We start from the raw sequence: 17,549 nt of genomic DNA on the forward strand, positions 1-17,549 counted from the left end.
AATCCCCGTAGTGGCGCAGTACCGTCTGTCTGACGGCAGCCTGACCACCCGGTTCCCCATGGGCAAAACGCTGGATGACGCACAGCCTGTTGTGGAAAAGATGCCCGGCTGGCACTGCGATATCACCGGCGTTCGCAAGTTCGAGGATCTGCCGGCAGAGACCCAGAACTACGTCAAGCGTCTGGAAGAACTGGTGGGCTGCAAGATCAAGTACATCTCGGTCGGCCCCGAGCGTGATGCCTGCATTGTGCGTGACTAAGCGCTATTAAATCTGAAGAATCTAAGCAACGGCGGACTTGTTGAGTCCGCCGTTTTGTGAAAGGGGGAGAACGGGTTGGTAGATTTGCTGATCCGTACTTTCATCAAAAATCATGAAAATACTGCAAACCGCGCGGTGCGCACCGCTTACGGCAATCTGGCGTGCATCGTCAGCGTGGTGTGCAACCTGCTTTTGTTTGCGGGCAAAACACTTGTTGGTACCCTGGCGGGCAGTGTTTCCATCACCGCCGACGGTATGAACAACCTGTCGGACGCCAGTTCCAACATTGTCAGTCTGGCGGGATTCAAACTGGGTTCACGCCCGGCGGACTCGGAACATCCATACGGTCATGCCCGGTATGAATATTTGGCCGGTCTGGCTGTGTCGGTCATGATTCTGGTCATTGGCGTGGAACTGCTCAAAGAAAGCTTCGGTAAGGTGCTGCATCCCACGCCGGTTCAGTTCGGCTGGCTGACGGTGGCGGTTCTGATTGCTTCCATCCTGGTCAAACTCTGGATGAGCGTCCTCAACCGAAAAATCGGCCAGACCATCCAATCCGATACACTGTTGGCCACCTCCGCCGACGCCCGCAACGATGTGATCACCACCGCCACGGTTCTGGTGGCGGCTGTGCTGACCTTTGTGACGGGTATCGATCGCCTGGACGGTATCATGGGCCTGGGCGTGGCGGCCTTCATTCTGTACAGCGGCATTCAGCTGGTGCGGGACACCATTGACCCGATCCTGGGCGCGGCACCGGACCCGGAACTGGTAGAACATATTGAACAGAAAGCGTTGAGCTACCCCGGCGTACTGGGCGTCCATGATCTGATGATTCACGATTATGGCCCCGGCAACCGCCTTGTAAGCTTCCATATCGAAATGGATGCCAAAGGCGATGTAATGCAAAGCCACGATGTCATTGACACCATTGAGAAAGACCTGCTGATTCAGGACGGTATGATCGCAACGATCCATTATGACCCGATCGTGACGGGAAATGCCCACGTAGAGGAAATCCGCAGTTTCCTGCAGGAGGAAGTGGCACAGCTGGAACCCAAGGCCAACGTCCATGACCTGCGCATTGCGCCGGGACCGTCCCACACCAATGTGATTTTCGACTGTGCGGTGCCGGCGGAATACCTGGCCGACAAGCAGCGCCGCGGCGCCAAACTGGTTGCGGCACTGCGCACAGCCACCCAGCAGAAATGGCCGGACCATTTCTGTGTGATTAAACTGGAACCCGATTACGCACCGTGTACACATACGCAAAACTAAGGGAAAGAGGAAAACTTATGGATTACAATCAAGCTGCGCTGGAACTGCACGCAAAAGGCCCCGGTAAACTGACCGTGCAGAGCCTGGTACCCTGCAAAGACAAGGATGCCCTGTCCACAGCCTATACGCCGGGTGTTGCCGAACCCTGCCGTAAGATCGTGGCCAACCCCGATGATGTTTACACCTACACGCTCAAGGGGCGCACGGTGGCAGTTGTAACAAACGGCACAGCGGTGTTGGGTCTGGGCAATATTGGCCCCGAAGCCGGACTTCCTGTCATGGAAGGCAAGTGTGCGCTGTTCAAGGAGTTTGGCGGTGTGGATGCATTTCCCATCTGCCTGAATGCCAAAACCAAGGAAGAAGTCATTGCCGCGGTCAAGGCTATTGCGCCCACGTTTGGCGGCATCAATCTGGAAGATATCCGCAGCCCTGAATGCTTTGAGATTGAGACTGAACTGGAGCGGGATCTGGAAATTCCCGTTTTCCATGATGATCAGCACGGCACCGCCATCATTGTGCTGGCAGGCGTGCTCAATGCCCTGAAAGTGGTGGGCAAGCGTATCGAGGATGTGCGGATCGTGCAGAACGGCCCCGGCGCCGCCGGCACGGCCATTATCCACATGCTGCAGGTGGCTGGTGCCAAGCATATCATTGCTGTGGATGAACACGGCATTCTGGTGCCCGGTCGTCCGCAGGGGCTGGCAGGACACAAAGAAAAACTGGCGGAGGAAACCAATCCCGAAAAACTGACGGGCGGTCTGGCGGAAGCCATCCGTGGTGCGGATGTGTTTATCGGTACGTCTATTGCCGGTGCCCTTACGCCGGAACTGGCCGCGACCATGGCGCCGGATGCGGTTGTCTTCGCTATGGCCAATCCTACGCCGGAGATCATGCCCGATGCTGCCAAGGCAGCGGGGGTACGGGTCATCGGTACCGGCCGTTCGGACTTCCCCAATCAGGTCAATAATGTTCTGGCGTTCCCCGGTATCTTCAAAGGTGCTTTGTCGGTGCGGGCACGGGATATCAATCCTGCCATGAAGATGGCGGCTGCCAAGGCTATTGCCGGGTTGATTCCGGACGAAGAACTCAATGAGGAAAATATTCTGCCCAAAGCCTTTGATCCCCGTGTGCCGGAAGCTGTTGCGGCAGCGGTAGCCCAGGCTGCCCGGGAAAGCGGAGTGGCACGCGTATGAGCAACATTCGGGAACTGAGTGTTGATTGCATCCGGGATGCAGTGGAAGCACTCTGCATAGAAGCAAATACCACACTGCCGACCGATGTAAAGGCAGCATTGGATAAGGCGGAAGCACAGGAACCCTGGCCGTTGGCCAAGCAGACATTGCAGCTTTTGCAGCAAAATCTCTGCGTGGCGGCGGATCAGGAACTGCCCATCTGCCAGGACACCGGCATGGCCTGCGTTTTTCTGGAACTGGGGCAGGATGTGCATATCAACGGGGATCTGAATGCTGCTGTGGATGAGGGCGTACGCCGTGGGTATGAAAAAGCCTATCTGCGCAAATCCATCACCGCAGACCCGTTGCAGCGGGTCAATACGGGGGACAATACCCCGGCATTTCTCACGGTACATCTGGTGCCGGGCACCGGCTGCAAGATTACCGTGGCCCCTAAAGGTGCCGGCAGCGAGAATATGAGCCGTCTGGCAATGCTCAAACCGGCCGACGGTGTGCAGGGAGTCAAGGACTTTGTGCTGGATACCGTGCGGCAGGCGGGGGCCAATCCCTGCCCGCCTATTGTGTTGGGCATCGGCATCGGGGGCAGCTTTGACCACTGCGCTGCATTGGCAAAAAAAGCCCTGCTTCGCCCGCTGGATCAGCCCAATGCTGATCCGTATTATGCTGAACTGGAAAAAGAATTGCTGGACGCCATCAATGCCACCGGGTTCGGTCCCCAGGGCTTCGGCGGTGCCACCACCTGCCTGGGGGTTTCCATTGAACAGCGGCCTACCCATGTGGCTTGCCTGCCGGTGGCAGTGAACATGAGCTGCCATGTGACACGCCGCGCCAGCCGGGAGGTGTAAAAGTATGGCAAACCGTTCTATTGATATTTCGCTGGACGGGGTGGGGGAGAACAAGCGCCCGACCCGCCGTAACATCGACATCCCGCTGGATGGCGGCAGAGGTGCGGACGGCATCAACGACAAGGAATATGAATTTGTCAACCGTCACCACGAGGAGTACAAGGAAATGCGCCGCCGTGCGCGGGAACAGGGAGGATTTTGATGCAGTATACATTACAGACTCCACTGAAAAAATCCGATCTGGCACCGCTGCGCGCAGGGGATACGGTCCTGCTCTCCGGGGTGGTATATACAGCCCGGGATGCCGCCCATGCCCGGATGATGGAATTGCTTGATGCGGGAAAGAAACTTCCGTTTTCCATGGAAGGTGCTGCGGTCTACTATGTGGGGCCCACACCGGAACGTCCGGGCTGTGCCATCGGTGCTGCAGGTCCCACAACTTCTGGCCGTATGGATGCTTATACACCGCGGCTTTTGGATCTGGGGCTTGCCTGTATGATCGGTAAGGGAAAACGCAGCCAGGCTGTGAAGGAGTCCGTTGTAAAAAACGGTGCCGTCTATCTGGCTGCAATCGGAGGAGCCGGTGCTTTGATGGCACGCAGCGTGCAAAGCTGCGAAATCATTGCATGGCCTGATCTGGGCTGCGAAGCGGTGCGTCGGCTGGTGGTCAAGGACTTTCCGTTGACGGTCTTGCTGGACCCGCACGGCGGTGATCTTTACGAGAGCGGCCCGGCTGCGTACTTGGCTGCTTTGCATGAGTGAGTGGAAAAAGATGCAACCTGTTTCCCGTAAAAAAATGCGTCGGTGCCTTGCAGGCTGTGCGGCTGCTGTATTTGTCAGCGCTGCGGTGAGTGTTGCACTGATTATAAACGCAAGCTATACAGCCCGGCAGCGTGCCGAAGCTGAACGCGCAGCCGCGGAAGCTGCCGCCGCTTCGAAAGCAGCTGCGCAAGCGGAAGCTGAGTGTGCCGCCAGTGAGGCGGCGCAAAAAGCGAAAGAGCAGCGTAAGGCGGAGGAAGCTGCTTTGCGTCAACAGCAGATAGAAGACGCTGCTGCCGCCCGCGAAAATGTGCAGTATGGTGATAAGCTGGGCACGGTTTGGGTAGAGGGAACGGAGATAGATTGTGATCTTTACTGGGGAGACAGCAATACACAGTTCGATGCTGGGGCCGGTTGCCATGCAGAGAATGGCTGCGTACTGCCCGGCGAGAACGGCACGGTGTTTGTCGGCGCTCATACCGGTACGTATTTTGCGGACCTTGGTTCCGCAGAAGTTGGTGCACGCATTCATTTGCAAACGGATTGGGGCGATTTTGTCTACGAGATCACCGAAACACAGGTGATCTACGAAACAGACATCGACAAAGTCCGATGGGGGGCAACGGAGCCAAGCTGCATCCTGTACACCTGCTATCCCTTTGGAATTCTGACCCATACCGATCGCCGTTATGCCGTTTATGCGGACCCGGTTGAGGTGGACGAAAATGGTGTGATCCCTCAATGACCTGCCATTGACAAAGCCACCCAAAGTTGTTACACTTAAAATATATTCCATACAAATGGCTGTGACATTGTGACAGCCTCGGCGCCCCCTCGCCGCACAAATCAGAGGGGGATTATTGTGCGGCTATGGCGGAATTGGCAGACGCGCTGGTTTTAGGGTCCAGTGTCCAAGACGTGCAGGTTCAAGTCCTGTTAGCCGCATTGCTTTTTATATCGCGTTGCGTTACCGGTTTATGATATCGCAGCGCGATTTTTTTAATACGATAAGGGAGGTGCCGTTTTTGAACGAAGCTGTTTTGCTTGCTGGTTCGGTAATTCTGATCTGTATCCTGATCAGTCGCTTTCTGGAAAAAATCCCTGTTCCCTCTATGCTGATCTTTATTGTGCTGGGAATTTTTTTCGGGGAAAACGGCGTTCTCCGCATTGCATTCAATGACTATGAATTTGCAGATGATATCTGCCTGGTCAGCCTGATCTTTATTATGTTTTACGGCGGGTTTGGCACCAATTTGCGGGTGGCACGTCCTGTTCTTACGCGCTCGGTGATTCTTTCCACCTTGGGGGTGGCTGGCACAGCCGGTACGGTGGCTGCTTTTGTGCACTTGTGCTTTCGTTTGCCCTGGCTGGAAAGTATGCTGATCGGTTCGGTGATTTCCTCCACGGATGCGGCGTCCGTATTCAACATTCTGCGTACCAGTAAGCTGGGATTGAAATATCATACCGACTCTTTGCTGGAAGTGGAGTCCGGTTCCAACGACCCCATGTCTTATATGCTTACCACCGTTACCCTGTCCTTGATGGCCGGGCGTAGTGTGTCCATACCGCAGATACTTTTCCAACAAATCTTCCTGGGAATTCTGGGCGGCGTTCTGGTCGGGGCGGTTACTGTCTGGTTGATGCGGCAAAGTCTTTTGGGGTCACAGCAGAATCGAACGGTTTTGCTGTTTGCCGCTATGCTGCTGGCGTATGCACTGCCCTCCGTTCTGGGCGGCAATGGGTATCTCAGCGTGTATTTGTGCGGCATCTGGCTGGGCAACACCCAAATCTCTCAAAAACGCTATCTGGTTCACTTTTTTGATGTGCTCACGGATGTATCGCAGGTGATCGTTTTCTTCCTGCTGGGGTTACTGGTTACGCCTGCGCAGCTTCCGGCGGTGTTGATTCCGGCTGTCTGCATCACGCTGTTCCTCACTTTCGTGGCGCGCCCGGCGGTTACGGCCGTGTTGTTACTGCCTTTCCGTGCGCCATGGAATCAAATCGGCCTGATTTCCTGGGCCGGACTGCGAGGGGCCTCTTCCATTGTATTTGCTATTGCGGCGGTACTCAGCGGAGTGCAAACCCGGTATAACCTCTATAACCTTGTCTTTTGCATTGTACTGTTATCGATGGCCTTGCAGGGCACGCTGCTGCCCAAGGCGGCAGCGTTCTTCTCCATGATTGACGAAAATGCGGATGTTGCCAAAACTTTCAGCGACTATCAGGAAGAAACCAATGTGGATTTCATCAAAATCCATGTGAATGACCAGTATCCCTGGTGCGGAAAGGAACTGCGGAAATTGCCGCTCCCGCCGGAGCTGATGGTCGCCATGATCGTAAGAGAGGAAAGAACCATCGTTCCTGACGGTAATACCAGAGTGCTGGCAGGGGATTTGCTGGTGTTTGCGGCACATCCTTTTGAAGACCGCGAAAATCTGTTTTTGCATGAAGTCGGTGTGGAACGCGGCAGCCGTTGGGCAAACCGCAGCCTTTCCCAGGTTTCCCTGCCGAACGGGCAGCTTGTGATTCTGGTCAAACGCGGTATGGAAACCATTATTCCTACCGGGAGTACCGTCCTTCTTCCCGGGGATGTTCTGGTTTTGGCCGAGTCTGTTTCCAATAATTCCGGAACATAAAAACCAGGGAAACAGTGTGCGTTTACGCGTTTTGCTTGCGATGCGGTACCGGCCTGCTTATGGATAGGTAAGGAAATACGTGTTGCAGTATTTGACACCGTTTTTCTCAAATAGCAAAAGGTTCATATCAGAAAAGCAACATCCCGACAAAATTCAGCAAAATGGGGATTCTTATGTCATACCCTTGACAAGTCCCGTGGGAATTTATTATGATAAATAGAAAATAATCCACGTAAAAAAGTGGAAAAAGTATGACTTTTACACATATTGCGCGACAACAGCCTTGTATTATCAGGGAATATTTGTGTCCCTCCGTAATATAGCGGACCGGTTGTCTTGCAAGCGAAAGAAGGAAGTAAACCAGATGGAACGCGTGCATGAAGCACTGGCCGGGATTTTGCCGGAAATCATCGCCATGAGCGAGGATATCTATCAACATCCGGAACTGGGCTTCAAGGAGTTCGAAACGAGAAAAAAGGTCATTGCGCATTTGGATGCCAATGGCATTCCCCACCGCGATGTAGCCTATACCGGTATTGTGGCCTGCCTTGATTCCGGCAAACCGGGACCGAATATTGGTCTTATTGCGGAATTCGATGCGGTGCCCACCTTGGGGCACCCCTGTGCCAACCCGGTCGATAACGCAGCACATACCTGCGGCCACTACGCACAAATCGGTGTGATGCTAAGCCTGTTCCTGGCCATCAAGCGCTCGGACATGATGAAAGACCTGTGCGGCAAAGTGACATTGCTTGTTACCCCCGGCGAGGAATTCTGCGATATGGATTATCGCAAGCAGCTGATTGCCGAAGGCAAGCTGCATCATCCCTCCGGTAAGCAGGAAATGATCGCTACCGGCGTTTTTGATGATATTGATATTATGCTGTCCTGCCATGCCATGGGCCTGGATATGGACCGGTACCATGCTGAAATCGGCGCCAGCCTCAACGGTTTTATCCAGAAACGCGCCATCTTCTATGGCAAGGCAACGCATGCAGGTGCAAATCCGGAAGGCGGTATCAACGCGCTGAATGCAGCCAATCTGGCGATGACGGGCATTAACTTCCTGCGGGAGACTTTCCGCGCCGAGGACGCCATCCGCGTGCACTTTGTGATGCAGGAAGGCGGTCAGACCGTCAACACCATTCCGGCCCGCACCCAGTTGGAAATGTACGTGCGCGCCAAAACGGTGGATGCCATTCTTGAGACCAATGCCAAGGTCAACCGTGCCCTGCGGGCCGGTGCACTGGCCATCAACTGTGATCTGGAAATCCAGGACACACCGGGCTATTTCCCGCTGCATCAGGACGAAAACCTGACGGAGTTTGTCAAAACGCATATTCTGGATTATATGGAAGCGGACAAAGTGGCACAGGGAACCCACGGCTTTGCTTCCGGCGATATGGGCGATATCTCCATGATGTGGCCTACTGTGGAAATCGGTGTGGCCGGTTTCAGCGGAACGCTCCACGGCAAGGACTTCAAAACTGCTGACGAAGAGCAGGCTTACCGCGTACCGGCCTACTACTTTGCCGATACGATCGAAGGTCTTTTGGCCGACAACGGTGCGGCAGCCTGGAAGATCAAACAGGCATTCCGCCCGGTGATGACCAAAGAAAACTATCTGCATACCCTTGAAAATTTGAATAAAAGTACAACTTATAAGAAGGAGAATTGACACAATGAAAAAGAAAATCGTATGTGGAACGCTGGCAGCGGTACTGGCTGCCTCCATGCTGTTTGGCTGCTCCAGCAACAGTGCGGCATCTTCCGGCGCAGAGGGACAGACGGCGGAAGCTGCTCAGACCGAGTCGGGCGATAAGCTCAAGGTTTCGCTGCTGGTGACCGGTTCTTTCGGCGACAAGGCGTTCAACGACTCTGCGCAGGCCGGTATGGAAAAGCTGCAGGCCGACATGGGCGATAAGGTCGAAGTCCAGATGATCGAAATGGGCAACGATAAGACCAAGTTCGAAGGTTCTCTGCTGGACGCTTCCGATTCCGATGCGGATGTCATCATCGTCGGCACCTGGGATATGAAGGAAATCCTGGAGAATGTGGCGCAGGAATACCCCGACAAGAAGTACATCATTTTTGATACCGATGTAGACTATACGCTGGGCGATCTGAGCAATGTCTACTCCATGAGCTACAAGCAGAACGAAGCCGCCTTCCTGGCGGGTGTTCTGGCTGCCAGCGTGACCTCCTCCGATATGGAATACGCCAATGAAGATGCCGTCATCGGCTTTGTTGGCGCCAAGGATACCGCTGCCGTCATCAATGACTCTGCGGTAGGCTTTATCGAGGGTGCACAGTTCATCAATCCCGACATCAAGGTTCTGGTTTCTTACGTTGGTTCCTATGTTGACTCCGCTATGGCCAAGGAACTGGCCCTGACCCAATACTCTTCCGGTGCAGACTGCGTATTCGTGGCCGCCGGCCCCGCTTCTGTCGGCGTTATCGAAGCAGCTGCCGAGAGCCAGAAGTACGTCATCGGCGTTGACTCCGACCAGGCTTTGGCATATGAAGGCCAGCCGGAAGCCAACTACATTATCTCTTCTGCCATCAAAGGCGTAGGCGACAGCCTGTATAACTCCATCGAGCGCGACCTGGCCGGTGAGCTGCCTTACGGCGAGTATGAGATCCTCGGCCTGGCGGACGGTGCCGTCGGTCTGGCGGACAACGAGATCTACCAGACGGTGGTTCCCGAGGATATCCGCAACACTGTCAACGATGCCAAGGACAAGATCCTGGCTGGTGAAGTGACGGTGGATAGTGCCTACGGTATGGACGAGGCTACGCTGGACGGCATCATCAGCAGCGCCCAGTAAGTTGTAAGCAGATAAACGGAACAAGTTCCGGCGCAAATCTCCTGTTTTCATGTACGGTGAAGAACAGGAGATTTGTGTGTATTTAGGAGAAAGGCAAAAAGTTATGGAGCAGGGGATTATCCTGGAAGCCCGGAATATCACAAAGGTATATCCGGGCGGTGTGGTGGCGAATCACAACGTCAATCTCGAGATCCAAAAAGGTGAGATCCATGCCTTGGTAGGGGAGAACGGCGCCGGTAAGTCGACGCTGATGAAAATGCTGTTCGGTATGCTGAAACCTACCGAGGGGCAGATCTTTGTCGATGGCAAGGAAGTTCACTTTACATCTTCCAGCGATGCAATTGCGGCAGGGCTGGGCATGGTGCACCAGCATTTCATGCAGGTGCCGTCCATGACGGTAGCGGACAACCTGATTCTGGGCGCGGAAACCGGCGCCTTTTTCAAGGTGGATCGCAAGAAGGCTGTTCAGATCACGAAGGAACTGTCGGAAAAGTACAATCTGAAGGTGGATGCGCAGAAAAAGGTGGAGGATATCTCTCTGGCGATGCGCCAGAAACTGGAGATCCTCAAGGCTTTGTACCGCGGCGCAAACATTCTGATTCTGGACGAGCCCACGGCGGTTCTGACTCCGCAGGAAACGGAAGAATTGTTTGAGCAGCTGAAACTGTTGCGGGAAAACGGCCACACGATCATTTTTATCTCTCATAAACTCAATGAGGTCAAGGCGCTGTGCAACCGTATGACCATTTTGCGCGACGGCAAGACGATGGGTACCTATGATGTGTCGGAACTCAGTGAACAGGAAATCTCCCGCCTGATGGTGGGCCGTGATGTAAGCCTGGATATTGAGAAGGATGATGCCGCTTTCGGCAAGACCGTTTTTTCCGTCAAAGACCTGAACTACGTGGACCATTTCGGCAAGACCCGTTTGGATCATGTTTCTTTCTCCATCAAGCAGGGCCAGATTCTGGGCATTGCAGGAATTGACGGCAACGGTCAGTCTGAACTGGTAGAAGCCATCGTGGGTACTCTCAAACCGCAGGGCGGCAAGGTCACGATGAACGGAAAGGATCTGACCAATCTTTCGGTGCTGAAGCGGCAGGAGGCAGGAATCTCCCATGTGTCGGAAGACCGTTTGAAATACGGTACGGCCCCCAAGCTGTCGCTGGAAGATAATATGATTTCCAAGGTCTATTACACCAAACGGCTGAAAACCGGCGGTCTGATCGACAGCAAAAAGGTCACTGCTTTTACCAAAGGAATTCTGGATGAATTCCTGGTGAAGTACGACAACACCAAGCAGAGCGTGTCCGAACTTTCCGGCGGTAATGTTCAGAAACTGGTTGTTGGCCGTGAATATGACTATGACCCCGAATTGCTGATCATGAACCAGCCTACCCGGGGTATTGACGTAGGTGCCATTGAATTTATCCGTAAGCGGATCGTGGAAATGCGTCAGAAGCAGAAAGCTATTCTGCTTGTCTCGGCAGATTTGAGTGAGGTGCTTTCGCTCAGCGATACCATTCTGGTTATGCACGAAGGCAGAATCGTGGGATATATCGAAGATGTGAAGAACACCTCGGAGAATGAGCTGGGCCTGTATATGCTGGGTGTTAAAGAAGATGCAAGGGAAAGGATCGAAGGTGCCTACTGTGAATAAAAAATTTACTGTTGTACGCATGGCATGCGCCATTGCGATTGCCATCGCCCTCTCCGTTGTGATCATTTTTGCGGTCAGCGAAGAGCCCTTGACGGCAATCTATAATCTGTTCCTGGGTCCTCTGCAGTCCAAGCGTCATTTCTTTGATGTCTTTGCGGGCAGTGTGCCGCTGATTTTTACAGGCCTTGCCCTGGGCATGGTCTTTAAGTCGGGCAATTTCTCTATGATTGCCGATGCCTGCCTGTATACGGGCGGTGTGGTAACGGCTGCCATGGCTGTTCAGCTTGCTTTGCCGGGCGGCGTACATCCCGTTGTAATCATGGTGGTAGCTGCTCTGGTGGGCGGTATCATCGGCAGCATTCCCGCATTGCTGAAAGTCTATTTCCATGCCAACGAACTGGTTACTTCGCTGATGCTCAACTACGTCTTTTTCTATCTGGGCATCTATACGGTTACCAAGTATCTGGCCGACCGGGAAGCGGGCACCTTTGCCTCTCTCAAATACGCCACCACGGCTTCGCTGCCGGTTCTCATCAGCGGCACCAATTTCCATGTGGGATATCTCATCGCCATTGCGGTCACGGTACTTCTGTATCTTCTCATGTTCAAAACCAAATTTGGATATGAAGTGCGTATTTCGGGCAGCAACCCGGAGTTTGCCAAGTATTCCGGCATCAACACCGCAAAGGTTATCATTCTGACCCAGGTCATTGCCGGCGCTGTGGCCGGTTTGGGCGGCGCTGTGGAGCAGATGGGCATGTACCAGCGCTTCAACTGGCAGGATTCTCCTTCCTACGCGTGGGATGGCGTTATCATTGCGATTCTCTCGGGAAACAATCCCAAGCTGGTTCCGTTTGCCGCGTTCTTCCTGGCATATATCCGAGTGGGCGCGGACTTGATGTCCCGCCGTTCGGACGTTCAGAACGAACTGGTTTCTATTATTCAGGCAGTCCTGATCCTGTTCATTACGGCCGAACGGTTTATGGCCGGCTGGAAACAGCATCAGGAAGCCAAAAAGGCACTGGGAGGGAAGGCGTAAATTATGAATGTGTTTCAGGAAATTATCAATACGTTGAGCCTTCCGGAATTCTACTTCGCAATGTTCCGAAGTGCCACGCCGGTGCTGCTTACCACGTTGGGCGCTATGATTTCTTCTCGCTCCGGTACCAGCAACATTGCACTGGAAGGTACTATGCTGATCTCTGCTTTTGTGGGCGTGGTGGTCAGCGCTTTCAGCCAGAGTGCCTGGCTGGGATTTTTGGCTGCGGTTTTTGCAGGCTTTGTCATCAGCAATATCCTTGCCTATTTTGTTCTGAAGCTGCATTCCAATGCCATTATTTCCGGTATTGCACTGAATACGTTTGCTTCCGGCGGTACGATCTTTGTACTGTATCTGATTACAGGAGAGAAGGGCGCTTCCACGTCGCTGCCGTCTCTGAAACTGCCCAGCGTTAACATCCCGATCATTCAGGATATTCCGGTGATTGGTGCAGTGCTTTCAGGGCATCATATCCTTACCTATGCAGCGCTGATTCTGGTGGTCGTGGTCTGGTACATGTTCAAGTATACCCGTTTGGGTATGCATATCCGCGCCGTGGGTGAGTCTCCCGATGCAGCAGAATCGGTTGGTATCCATGTACAGCGGGTCAAATATATTGCGTTGAGCCTGAGCGGCATTCTGACGGGCATGGCAGGCGCGTTCCTGTCCATGGGTTATGTGGGCCTGTTCTCCTCGGGCATGACTGCAGGCCGCGGTTATATTGCCCTGGCAACGCAGGCAATTGCTGCGGGTAACGCAGTTGTGGGCATGTTGGCATCGCTGCTGTTCGGTTTCTGCCAGAGCCTGGCCAACTATCTGCAGTCCTCCAATATTCCGCTGCAGTTCATTCAGTTGATGCCGTATCTGATTATCGTGGTTGCTTACACGGCCTATTGTGCATTGGTAGAGCATAACAAGAAGAAAAAGCAAATGAAAGCGGCTGCACATAAGTAAGCGGTACGCAAAATACCATCTTAAAAAGGAGAAAACGATGAACCGTTTGATTGAACTTCATCTGCATTTGGATGGCTCCTTGCGTCCGGATACGGTCTGGGAGTTGGCCAATGAGCAGGGGATTGACTTGCCGCTGCACAGCCGGGAAGAAGTCCGTAACCAAATGCGTGTACCGGAAAATTGCAAAACACTGGAAGAATATCTGGAACGTTTTGACCTTCCGCTGCTGGTCTTGCAAAAAGCCGATGCGCTGGAGCGCGTCACTTTTGAATTGGTGGAAGACCTGGCAAAAGCCGGCGTAGAATACGCCGAAATTCGCTTTGCTCCGCAGCTTTCCGTACAGGGGGGCCTTACCCAGGCTGAGGTTGTGGAAGCCGCTGTACAGGGTGCCAAACGCGGTATGCAGGCATATCCCGGGATTCGCGTGGGACTGATTTTGTGCTGCATGAGAGGCGATACCAACGAGGCACTCAACCTTGAAACCGTGGAAGTTGCACGCCAGTATCTGGGGGATGTAGTCTGCGCTGTGGATATTGCCGGTGCTGAGTCGCTGTTCCCGACGGAACACTTTAAAAAGGTGTTCGATAAGGTGCAGGCATATCATCTGCCCATGACCATTCATGCCGGTGAAGCTGCCGGACCCGAAAGCATGCGCACCGCTTTGTCCTTTGGAACGAAGCGGATCGGGCATGGTGTGGCAGCCATCCATGATGCGGAGCTGATGCAGGAACTGATCGACCAGAATGTTACGCTGGAAGTCTGCGTGACCAGTAACTACCACACAAAGGTTGTGCCGTCCATTGCGGAACATCCAATCCGGAAGCTGTTTGATGCAGGGGTTCGCGTCACAGTGAACTCCGATAACATGACGGCCTCCGGAACCAATCTCGGAAAAGAAATCGAAATTCTGAAGAACACGTTTGGCTTTACCGAAGATGAACTCGCCAAAATGATGGAGTACGCCTGGGAAGCTCGGTTCCTCAAGGATTGATAAAAGAAACACAAGTGGCTACCAATAAAATGGTAGCCACTTTTAGTTTATATGATTTCAAAAACAACAAAAAAAGAAACGACACACTGTGTCGTTTCTTTTTGGTGGGAGCTGGTGGATTCGAACCACCGAAGCATTAAGCAGCAGATTTACAGTCTGTCCCCATTGGCCACTCGGGAAAGCTCCCTCATTCAGTTGTCTGCGCTCGACTTCCGAGTGCTTGATTATTATAGCAAAGGAAAATCGAAAATGCAAGCCCTTTTTTAAATTTTTTTGAAAAAAATTAAAAAAGATGATGCAACGAAAAAGTTTTTTGAAAATTCAGAAAAGTATAGTGTTTTTCTTATAAAATGACATGAAGAAGCGACTGATCCAGCGGATGTCTTGCAATTTTAGGTGAAATTCGCTATAATAGTCACGCTGTATATGGAGGGATACATTGTATAGGTGTTCCTTGTTATACTTGCATGAAGGAGATTTTCCATTATTAAGGTTAAGCCCATGAGTAGTATTTGTCTCAGTAGCTCAGCTGGATAGAGCACGCGCCTCCTAAGCGCGGGGCCGGAGGTTCGAATCCTCTCTGGGACGCCAAGAAGCACCGCTGAATTCCATTTTTGTGGTTTTCGGCGGTGCTTTTTTAGCTAAGAACAAATGGCTTCTTGCTTATTGAAAATTTCCGACTTGTTTGCTGCCTGGTGTTGCATAAATCAACACGCCCGTAGTTTGTGCAATCTCAGGAAATTTTTGAAGCCGATTCACGAGAGTCATCAGGTCCAGCGCATCTGGTGCCGTTACTTTGGACTACCCTGGTGGACAACCCTTCCGAAAGCGTAGTCTTTACCAACATAGAAAGCGTTCTTATATTTGTGGATGTTTCCCTTACAGCCAGAAAACAGGAGGGACACACAGGCATTACTCAATCAGGATTATTCTTATATCGCCCTAAACTACCTGCAGGTTGCCGTGGCTCAATTTGTGGCTGATACAGAAAGAAATACAGTTCTCTTGTAGAATTTTAATCGGTTTTAGTATTGATTGTTCTTCAGTGTGTTTTTTGTCGTTAGATCTCTTGCCTGTAATAAATCTAACAGTGGTCTATCACTTGTGTTTATGCTATACTTGTTAAAACGGCAAAGGCAGATTATATGGGAGAGATTGCACATGAAGAACTTGTATCTGATTGGTGGTACCATGGGAATAGGGAAAAGTTCCGTTAGTCAAATCTTAAAGTGGAATTTGCCTAATAGTGTGTTTCTTGATGGCGATTGGTGCTGGGATTCCAGTCCATTTCAGGTCACCGTTGAAACAAAAGAAATGGTTTTACAAAATATTTGTGTGGTATTAAATAATTTTCTGAAATGTTCTGCCTATGAAAATGTCATTTTCTGTTGGGTGATGCACGAACAATATATTGTTGACACTATCATTTCTCGTCTTGATACCACAAACTGCCGAGTGATTGCTGTATCCTTGATTTGTTCAGAGGAGGAACTTGTTCGACGCTTACAAAAGGATGTGGAAACGGGAATTCGCACCCCCGATGTGATTGAACGAAGTGTGCAGCGTATTCCTATGTATCAGAAACTAAACACAATAAAAATTGATACATCAGGAAAAAGTGTGGCAGAAGTGGCACAAGAACTTGCGGCGCTGTAAATGTATTTCAATGGTCACATTTTAAGGATGTGACTTATGGTGGATAAATCTGCTTTTGAGGAAAATGGGAGGCTATTGCTGTAAAAGGCAGTCCCTTTTTAAGAATGGGCTAAAAACGATAAATCCTAAGCTTTATGGTATAGGTAATTGGCGTCGTTTTGATAATAGTATGTGGCGCAAAGACCGTCGTTGCTGTTCATGCTGCGGCGGTCTTTGCGTTTTATATATCCGGTTTTGCTGACCCGCCTCAAAGGCTTCCAAAACCAAAACTTGCTTGACATTTTGCTAAGCAACAAGCCGTTTGTGGCATCTTATGACTCGCTGAAGAAAGGCTGTGAGAAGCAAGAAAAAAGAAAGATTTATCACTTGCCATATATGGTATGATAAGAATATCTTTGTAAAGGGGGACGGGCTTATGTCACAGCGGGAAGCGGTGCATGATAGAGTTAATCGGTATGCTTGCATGACGGTAGAGCAAATGATGCGGGAACTTGCGTTGGACTCGAAAGGCCTTACGAAAAGGCAGGCAGCTGTCCGACGCAAAAGGTATGGCAGTAATGCACCGGCTGCGCACAAACAGGATTCCGTTCGCCATTGCCTTCGCAGGGCTTTTGTTAATCCATTCTCGGTCATTCTCTTTGTTCTGGGATGGCTTTCTTTTGGAACGGATGTACTTTTGCCGGAAACATACCAAAAAAGTTTCAGCACGGTTTGGATCATCTTTTTCATGCTGGTGATCAGTGGCGCAGTTCGCTTGGTGCAGGAACTTCGTGCCAGGGAAGTAGCCGAAAAACTGGAACGCATGGTTCACACAACGGTGCAGGTTTGGCGGGATGATACCTGGACGGAATGTTCGTCTGAATTGCTGGTGGTAGGGGACCGGGTCCGGGTGGAAGCGGGGGACCGTGTTCCGGCAGATTTGCGTGTTATAGAAGCCTCCGATTTGTTTGTTTCACAGTCGGTAATCACCGGAGAAAGTATGGTGCTGGAAAAGACTCCGGAAAGATTGCCGAATCAGCCGAACACGCTGAATGGATATGACAATATTCTTTTTGGTGGAACGACGGTCGCTGGAGGCAGCGGTACAGGGATCGTACTGACCGTAGGGCAGCAGACGGTATATGGAGGTCTGTCACCGCAGTTGGGGGCTCGCAGACAGGGGTTTGAACGTGGGGCCCATGCAATCGCCGGCGTGCTGATTCGGTTTATGGCTGTTCTTACACCGGTGGTATTTTTGGCCAGCGGCTTGACAAAAGGAAACTGGGGCGAGGCATTCCTCTTTGCGCTTTCGGTAGCGGTAGGACTGACGCCGGAGCTTTTGCCGATGGTAGTCAATGCCTGTCTTGCCAAAGGAAGCGCGTCCATGGGGCGCAAACAGACCATTGTAAAAAATATCAATGCCATGCAGGGTTTTGGCAGTATGGATACCCTTTGTGTGGACAAGACAGGGA

16 protein-coding genes and 3 tRNA genes are annotated in these 17,549 nt (G+C 52.1%); 18 read left to right on the plus strand and 1 reads right to left on the minus strand.

All coding sequences use genetic code 11. The annotated features are described in order from the left end of the window. The 15 genes from H6B10_RS05030 to add all read left to right on the plus strand — a co-directional run. Nucleotides 1-259: adenylosuccinate synthetase (locus H6B10_RS05030; protein ID WP_204650397.1), on the plus strand; the 259-nt coding region annotated here is incomplete at its 5' end. 75 nt (nt 260-334) lie between these two features. Further along, nucleotides 335-1,537 (plus strand): cation diffusion facilitator family transporter, encoded by a 1,203-nt coding sequence (locus tag H6B10_RS05035; RefSeq protein ID WP_204650399.1) that lies wholly within the window; start codon nt 335-337, stop codon nt 1,535-1,537. A gap of 17 nt (nt 1,538-1,554) precedes the next feature. Continuing rightward, complete coding sequence (locus tag H6B10_RS05040) at nt 1,555-2,730, plus strand: NAD(P)-dependent malic enzyme (RefSeq protein WP_204650401.1); 1,176 nt, start codon at nt 1,555-1,557, stop codon at nt 2,728-2,730. Between the two features lie 5 nt (nt 2,731-2,735). Then, complete coding sequence (locus H6B10_RS05045; RefSeq protein ID WP_430661750.1) at nt 2,736-3,575, plus strand: fumarate hydratase; 840 nt, start codon at nt 2,736-2,738, stop codon at nt 3,573-3,575. Nucleotides 3,576-3,579: 4 nt separating this feature from the next. Continuing rightward, nucleotides 3,580-3,777 (plus strand): hypothetical protein, encoded by a 198-nt coding sequence (locus H6B10_RS05050; RefSeq protein ID WP_204650403.1) that lies wholly within the window; start codon nt 3,580-3,582, stop codon nt 3,775-3,777. After that, complete coding sequence (locus H6B10_RS05055) at nt 3,777-4,337, plus strand: Fe-S-containing hydro-lyase (protein ID WP_204650404.1); 561 nt, start codon at nt 3,777-3,779, stop codon at nt 4,335-4,337. The genes H6B10_RS05050 and H6B10_RS05055 overlap by 1 nt, the downstream gene beginning before the upstream one ends. A gap of 10 nt (nt 4,338-4,347) precedes the next feature. Beyond that, the gene (locus H6B10_RS05060; protein WP_204650405.1) at nt 4,348-5,079 is read left to right on the plus strand and encodes a class D sortase; all 732 of its coding nucleotides are present in this window, start codon (nt 4,348-4,350) and stop codon (nt 5,077-5,079) included. A gap of 119 nt (nt 5,080-5,198) precedes the next feature. Next, nucleotides 5,199-5,279, plus strand: a tRNA-Leu gene (locus H6B10_RS05065). 80 nt (nt 5,280-5,359) lie between these two features. Beyond that, nucleotides 5,360-6,970, plus strand: coding sequence for a potassium/proton antiporter (locus H6B10_RS05070; protein ID WP_204650406.1), 1,611 nt, complete (start codon nt 5,360-5,362; stop codon nt 6,968-6,970). Nucleotides 6,971-7,334: 364 nt separating this feature from the next. Further along, nucleotides 7,335-8,648: an amidohydrolase gene (locus H6B10_RS05075; protein ID WP_204650407.1), complete on the plus strand. Its 1,314-nt coding sequence runs from the start codon at nt 7,335-7,337 to the stop codon at nt 8,646-8,648. Between the two features lie 4 nt (nt 8,649-8,652). Next, complete coding sequence (locus H6B10_RS05080; RefSeq protein WP_204650409.1) at nt 8,653-9,798, plus strand: BMP family ABC transporter substrate-binding protein; 1,146 nt, start codon at nt 8,653-8,655, stop codon at nt 9,796-9,798. Nucleotides 9,799-9,901: 103 nt separating this feature from the next. After that, the gene (locus H6B10_RS05085) at nt 9,902-11,458 is read left to right on the plus strand and encodes an ABC transporter ATP-binding protein (protein WP_204650411.1); all 1,557 of its coding nucleotides are present in this window, start codon (nt 9,902-9,904) and stop codon (nt 11,456-11,458) included. Next, the gene (locus H6B10_RS05090; protein ID WP_204650413.1) at nt 11,451-12,497 is read left to right on the plus strand and encodes an ABC transporter permease; all 1,047 of its coding nucleotides are present in this window, start codon (nt 11,451-11,453) and stop codon (nt 12,495-12,497) included. Before H6B10_RS05085 ends, H6B10_RS05090 begins: the two co-directional genes overlap by 8 nt. Nucleotides 12,498-12,500: 3 nt before the next feature. Beyond that, nucleotides 12,501-13,451 carry an ABC transporter permease gene (locus H6B10_RS05095; RefSeq protein WP_204650415.1) on the plus strand — a complete coding sequence of 317 codons (951 nt, stop codon included), beginning with the start codon at nt 12,501-12,503 and terminating at the stop codon, nt 13,449-13,451. Nucleotides 13,452-13,488: 37 nt separating this feature from the next. Then, nucleotides 13,489-14,442, plus strand: a complete 954-nt coding sequence (gene add / locus H6B10_RS05100; protein WP_204650417.1) for an adenosine deaminase — start codon at nt 13,489-13,491, stop codon at nt 14,440-14,442. Between the two features lie 102 nt (nt 14,443-14,544). Here add and H6B10_RS05105 read toward each other — a convergent pair. Next, a tRNA-Tyr gene (locus tag H6B10_RS05105) sits at nt 14,545-14,629 on the minus strand. A gap of 327 nt (nt 14,630-14,956) precedes the next feature. Between H6B10_RS05105 and H6B10_RS05110 the strand changes: the two genes are divergently transcribed. The 3 genes from H6B10_RS05110 to H6B10_RS05120 all read left to right on the plus strand — a co-directional run. Next, nucleotides 14,957-15,033: transfer RNA gene (locus tag H6B10_RS05110), tRNA-Arg, on the plus strand. A gap of 570 nt (nt 15,034-15,603) precedes the next feature. Then, on the plus strand, nt 15,604-16,098 hold the full coding sequence (locus H6B10_RS05115; RefSeq protein WP_204650419.1) for an AAA family ATPase: 495 nt from the start codon (nt 15,604-15,606) through the stop codon (nt 16,096-16,098). Between the two features lie 334 nt (nt 16,099-16,432). Beyond that, nucleotides 16,433-17,549 (plus strand): HAD-IC family P-type ATPase (locus H6B10_RS05120; RefSeq protein WP_345941706.1); only part of this gene is annotated, 1,117 nt, incomplete at its 3' end.

The sequence above is a fragment of the Gemmiger formicilis genome, from assembly GCF_016901605.1.
In the GTDB taxonomy this organism is placed as follows: Bacteria; Bacillota; Clostridia; order Oscillospirales; family Ruminococcaceae; genus Gemmiger; species Gemmiger formicilis_B.

Coding starts and splice junctions, on each gene's coding strand:
- H6B10_RS05040 (WP_204650401.1), top strand. CDS start 1,555: ATGGATTACAATCAAGCTGCGCTGGAACTGCACGCAAAAGGCCCCGGT.
- H6B10_RS05050 (WP_204650403.1), top strand. CDS start 3,580: ATGGCAAACCGTTCTATTGATATTTCGCTGGACGGGGTGGGGGAGAAC.
- H6B10_RS05055 (WP_204650404.1), top strand. CDS start 3,777: ATGCAGTATACATTACAGACTCCACTGAAAAAATCCGATCTGGCACCG.
- H6B10_RS05060 (WP_204650405.1), top strand. CDS start 4,348: ATGCAACCTGTTTCCCGTAAAAAAATGCGTCGGTGCCTTGCAGGCTGT.
- H6B10_RS05075 (WP_204650407.1), top strand. CDS start 7,335: ATGGAACGCGTGCATGAAGCACTGGCCGGGATTTTGCCGGAAATCATC.
- H6B10_RS05080 (WP_204650409.1), top strand. CDS start 8,653: ATGAAAAAGAAAATCGTATGTGGAACGCTGGCAGCGGTACTGGCTGCC.
- H6B10_RS05085 (WP_204650411.1), top strand. CDS start 9,902: ATGGAGCAGGGGATTATCCTGGAAGCCCGGAATATCACAAAGGTATAT.
- H6B10_RS05095 (WP_204650415.1), top strand. CDS start 12,501: ATGAATGTGTTTCAGGAAATTATCAATACGTTGAGCCTTCCGGAATTC.
- add (WP_204650417.1), top strand. CDS start 13,489: ATGAACCGTTTGATTGAACTTCATCTGCATTTGGATGGCTCCTTGCGT.
- H6B10_RS05115 (WP_204650419.1), top strand. CDS start 15,604: ATGAAGAACTTGTATCTGATTGGTGGTACCATGGGAATAGGGAAAAGT.